This window comes from Gordonia sp. (in: high G+C Gram-positive bacteria), from assembly GCF_049299075.1.
Classification (GTDB): Bacteria; Actinomycetota; Actinomycetes; order Mycobacteriales; family Mycobacteriaceae; genus Gordonia.
The window spans coordinates 1-4,439 of the sequence record NZ_JBAQWU010000249.1; the positions used below are offsets into that span (position 1 = coordinate 1).

Annotated in this window: 5 protein-coding genes; 3 read left to right on the forward strand and 2 right to left on the reverse strand. The window is 68.0% G+C overall.

Going from position 1 to position 4,439, the window contains the following annotated elements:
• On the forward strand, positions 1 to 824 hold an 824-nt coding region (dprA, locus tag WAW85_RS07800; RefSeq protein WP_422559056.1), incomplete at its 5' end, for a DNA-processing protein DprA.
• Here dprA and WAW85_RS07805 read toward each other — a convergent pair.
• Positions 814 to 2,151: a wax ester/triacylglycerol synthase family O-acyltransferase gene (locus tag WAW85_RS07805; protein WP_422559057.1), complete on the reverse strand. Its 1,338-nt coding sequence runs from the start codon at positions 2,149 to 2,151 to the stop codon at positions 814 to 816. The two genes, dprA and WAW85_RS07805, sit on opposite strands and share 11 nt — an antisense overlap.
• Before the next feature lie 116 nt (positions 2,152 to 2,267).
• Here WAW85_RS07805 and WAW85_RS07810 point away from each other — a divergent pair, with 116 nt between their 5' ends.
• Complete coding sequence (locus WAW85_RS07810; protein WP_422559058.1) at positions 2,268 to 3,146, forward strand: siderophore-interacting protein; 879 nt, start codon at positions 2,268 to 2,270, stop codon at positions 3,144 to 3,146.
• 37 nt (positions 3,147 to 3,183) lie between these two features.
• Here WAW85_RS07810 and WAW85_RS07815 read toward each other — a convergent pair whose 3' ends face one another.
• Positions 3,184 to 4,083 (reverse strand): alpha/beta fold hydrolase, encoded by a 900-nt coding sequence (locus WAW85_RS07815; RefSeq protein ID WP_422559059.1) that lies wholly within the window; start codon positions 4,081 to 4,083, stop codon positions 3,184 to 3,186.
• A gap of 9 nt (positions 4,084 to 4,092) precedes the next feature.
• Here WAW85_RS07815 and WAW85_RS07820 point away from each other — a divergent pair.
• On the forward strand, positions 4,093 to 4,439 hold a 347-nt coding region (locus tag WAW85_RS07820; protein ID WP_422559060.1), incomplete at its 3' end, for a site-specific integrase.

Sequence of the window (4,439 nt, forward strand, 5' to 3'; positions counted from 1 at the left end):
CGCTGGCACTGTGGGTCCGCGGCAGCGCGTCGCCAGCATTGCTGTCCGGGCCGGTGATCGGGATCGTCGGGTCGCGGGCGGCCACCTCGTACGGTGACCAGGTCGCTGGGCGGCTCGGTGGCGATCTGGCCGCGGCGAACTGGGCGGTGGTCTCCGGTGGCGCCTACGGCATCGACGGGGCCGCGCACCGCGGGGCGCTGGCCGCGGGCGGGTCCACCGTGGCTGTCCTGGCATGCGGCATCGACCGTGACTATCCGGCTGGCCATGCCGGACTGCTCGCCGAAGTCGCCCGATCCGGACTGGTGATCAGCGAGTACGCGCCGGGCACTACGGCGGGCAAACACCGCTTTCTTACCCGCAACAGGTTGGTTGCCGCGCTGTCGAGCGCCCTGGTCGTGGTCGAGGCCGGACGGCGTTCGGGGGCGGCGAATACGGCAGCCTGGGCGCGCCACCTCGGTCGTCCGCTTGGCGCGGTGCCCGGACCGGTCAGCTCGGCAATGTCGGTGGGCTGTCATCAGATGATCGCCGACGGACAAGCGAACCTGGTGACCGACGCGGCCTCGACTATCGCGCTGGTGCGCATTGACGGACACGACAATCATCTTCCGTCGCCGAAACGGTCGACTGATGAGCTGCCGCCCGATCAGTTCGCTGTGATTGAGGCACTCCCGGCGCGCGGCGGACTGAGCCTGACCGAGGTGGCTTTCGTCGCCGGTGTGCCGGTGGATCGCGTGCGGACCGCCCTGGCGCGACTCGAACTGACCGGCCGCGTCACCAGCAGCGGCGGCCTGTGGGGTCGAGGCGACACGGGGCTCAGTCGGTAGCGGCGGCGAGAAACTCGGCGAGTGACTCCCGGGTGTAGTCGGCCAACCGCTGCAGATGCGGAAGACCGTCGCGGCAGCCGACGAAGCCGAACGTCACCGTGTCGCCGTAGCCGATCAGCGTGACGTTCAATGCGTACCCGTCGACCAAGAACGAGATCGGGACGATGGTTTCTAGTTCCGCGCCCATCAGGTAGCGCTTGTCCTTGCCGAGCACCACGTTCGACACGGTGAAATTGAACAACGGCGGCAGTTTGGTGGCCGCGCCCATATTCTGCGCGAGCAGCAGCGGGGTCATGCCGAGCAGCGCGAAATGTTCCTGGGCGTCCCGACTCATCGAATCAAGATCGGATTTGGCGCGCGCCGTGTGGGCGGCGACCACGCGCAGCCGTTCGAGCGGATCGGCGATCTGACTGCCCAGCGGGGCGACGAAGCCGATTGCCGCATTGAGCGTATCGCGCTCGCGAGACAGGGCCATCGGCACCGAGGCGGTCAAGCTCGTGTCGGGCAGTGCGTCCAGGTCGAGCAGGTAGCGCCGAACGGCACCGCCGATGATGGCGAGCACCACGTCGTTGATCGTGGTGTTGGTCGCCGCGGTGATCGTCTTGAGGTCGGTGAGTGCGATGCTTTCCACCGCGACCCGGCGGTGTGGGCCGAGACGTTGATTGAACACTGAGGCCGGGGTGCTGACGGCGCTGCGGACAAAGCTGTCGGGCCCCAACGTCATCCCGACCAACTTGTTGAGCACCTTGACGGTGGCCACAGTGCCCTCGGTGATGCGCCGGGGAAGGATCGTCACCTTCTCCAGCAGACTCGGATCCGGACTGGGATCGACGCCCTCGGTCGGCGGCGCATCCCCCGGATCGGTGCCCAGCCACGACTTGATGGTCTCCACCGCCGCGACGCCGTCGGTAGCACAGTGATGGGCCTTGAAATAGAAGGCGAACCGGTTATCGGACAGGCCCTCGATCAGGTGGGCTTCCCACAGTGGGCGAGTCAGGTCCAGCGGTCGCGAATGCAGCCGCTCGACCAAGGCCCCGAGTTCGGCCTCGCCGCCAGGCGCAGGCAGCGCATCCAGTCGGACGTGGTAGGTCGGATCCGGGGTGGCTTTCTTCCAGTACGCTGCATCGGCGATCGGCAGATCGGCCAGGACACTGTCGTAGGGGAACGGCAGGAACGCGAGAGCGGCGAAGGTGTCGTACAACTGCCGGACGAAGTCGGGCGCCGCATCCTCGGGGAGGCGAAAGATCGCCAGGGCGCCGATGTGCATAGGTGTGCGCGGCGATTCCATGCGAAGTAACACGTGGTCGATCGGGCTGAGCAACCTCATACGCGCATTCTAGGGGTTGCCCCGGCCGTGCAGTGTCGGCATCGCCGCATCGACGCGGCAATGCTCGCGTCTTAGGGTCGGCTCACTCCTCGCCGACACGCGGTAGCGTGGTCGCCATGGCCAAGACGTTCACCACCCTGGAAGTGCTGCGGACCGAATTCCTCACCGACCACATGGTCCGGATCTGGTTCGGCGGCGCGGGCTTCGACGACTTTGCGCCGGTACCGGCCGGCGCGGCGCGACCGGACACCGATATGTACGTCAAGATCGTCTTTCCGCCCGCCGGGCGGGACGTCGTCTATCCCGAACCGTTCGACGCCGACCGGGTCGCTGCCGAGTTCGCCCCGGCGGATCAGCCGGTGCTGCGTACCTACACTGTCCGGCGCTACGACCCGGCGGCGCGCGAGATCGCGATCGACTTCGTCGTGCATGGACAGGCCGGGATCGCCGGACCGTGGGCGGCACGGGCGCAGCCGGGGGAGCGCGTGACCGTCCGTGGTCCCGGCAGCGGTTATCGTCCCGATCCGCAAGCGACGTGGCATCTGCTGGCAAGCGATGAAGCCGGTCTGCCCGCGCTCGCCGCAGCACTGGAGGCGATGGCTCCCGATGCGGTGGTCAGAGCCTTCATCGAGGTCGGCGGTCCCGGCGACGAGATCGCCCTGACCGCGCCGGACGGCGCCGAGATCACCTGGGTGCACCGGGGCGCGCCTTCCGACGCCGCCGCCGACGAGGTCAGTGGCGACCACGCGCCGCTCATCGCGGCGGTGCGCCAGGCCGTGTGGCTCGAGGGCGAGCCACAGGTCTTTATCCATGGTGAAGCGCAGACGGTGATGAAGAATCTGCGCCGCTATGTGCGCAGTGAGCGCGGGGTCAGCGCGCGGCGTGCTGCCTCGATCTCCGGCTACTGGCGCCGGGGCCGGGGCGAGGAGGGTTTCCGGCAGTGGAAGGCGCAAGAGCGGACCCGCCAGGGTGCGGACGGACCGGCTCCTGACTGAGCGGATACCGACCCGGCCGGTGGCCGATTTCGGGTGGTCAGCGTTCCCACGCGGCGTCGAGTTCGGCGAGGATTGCCCGGGCAGCGCCCAAACCGCCGAGATGGGATTCATTAGCCAGATCGAAGAGCTTAGCGTTGGGCATGAGCGAGACCATATGCTCGCCGTGGGCGTACGGGATGATGTGATCCCGGTCGCCATGCCACCACATGACCGGGGTCTGCAGATCGGCGACCCGGAAACCCCAATCGCGGGCGAAGACGATCCCGTCGGCGAACGGTGCCTCCATGCGCCGGGATCCACCGTGCAGCAGATCGTCGAGGAACATGGCGCGGAACTCCGGGCGGGCCAGCAGCTCCCGGTCGCCGCGCGGGGAGAAGCGGGCGAACAAGCTGATGGCCGGTTCGGCCACCGGGCGGGCCACCGAGAGCGCCGAACTGATGACGCGGCCGATGGGTGCGCCGGCGACCTCAAGAATAGGTGCGGTCAGCTTGGCCAGATCGGTGGCGCCGCCCCGGATCGCTTCGGGTCCGACCGCCGGGGCCACCCCGCCCATGATGCCGACCACCTTGACTCGATCGGGTGCGGCGTAGGCAGTGGCCAGACTGTAGGGCCCGCCGCCGGACAAACCGATGACGCCGAATTCCTCGATATCGAGGGCGTTGGCCAGTGAGAGTAGATCCGTGGCGAACTCGAGCACGTTCCGGTAGCGATAGGGCGTCGACGACCCCACCCCGGGGCGGTCCAGACCGATGATGCACAACTCGTTCTCGATGGCGAGCTGTCGTGCTTCGGGGGGGATCTGACGGCGTGCTCCGGGTGTTCCGTGCAACCAGAAGTACGGTCGGGCGGTCAGCTTGCCGAATTGGGCGAAGCCCAGTCGGCGCTGCACGCCCACCGCGACAGAGCCCTCCAGTTTGGGGCGGTCGATCTCAAACACCGCTAGAGCATGACACAGGCAGCATTCGATCGGCGCACCGATAGACTCGGCGATATGGCCGACGTGCTGGAGAAGTTCGCCGAGCATCTGCGCTACGAGCGGGGGTGCAGCGAACATACAGTGCGTGCCTACACCGCCGATATGCGCGCCTTGCTGTCCTTCGCCGGTGCCCGGGGTATCGCCGTCGCCGACCTCGATCTGCCCCTGCTGCGGTCGTGGCTGGCCGAACAAACTCGGCGCGGGGCGGCGCGGACCACCGTCGCCCGGCAGGTTTCTTCGGCGAAGACATTCTCTGCCTGGGCGGTGCGGGAAGAGCTGCTGCCGGTCGATCCGGCCGCGCGGCTACAGGCGCCCAC

What these genes read in the sequence shown, in the direction of transcription:
- WAW85_RS07805 (WP_422559057.1), bottom strand. Translation starts at nt 2,151, where the DNA reads ATGAGGTTGCTCAGCCCGATCGACCACGTGTTACTTCGCATGGAATCG.
- WAW85_RS07810 (WP_422559058.1), top strand. Translation starts at nt 2,268, where the DNA reads ATGGCCAAGACGTTCACCACCCTGGAAGTGCTGCGGACCGAATTCCTC.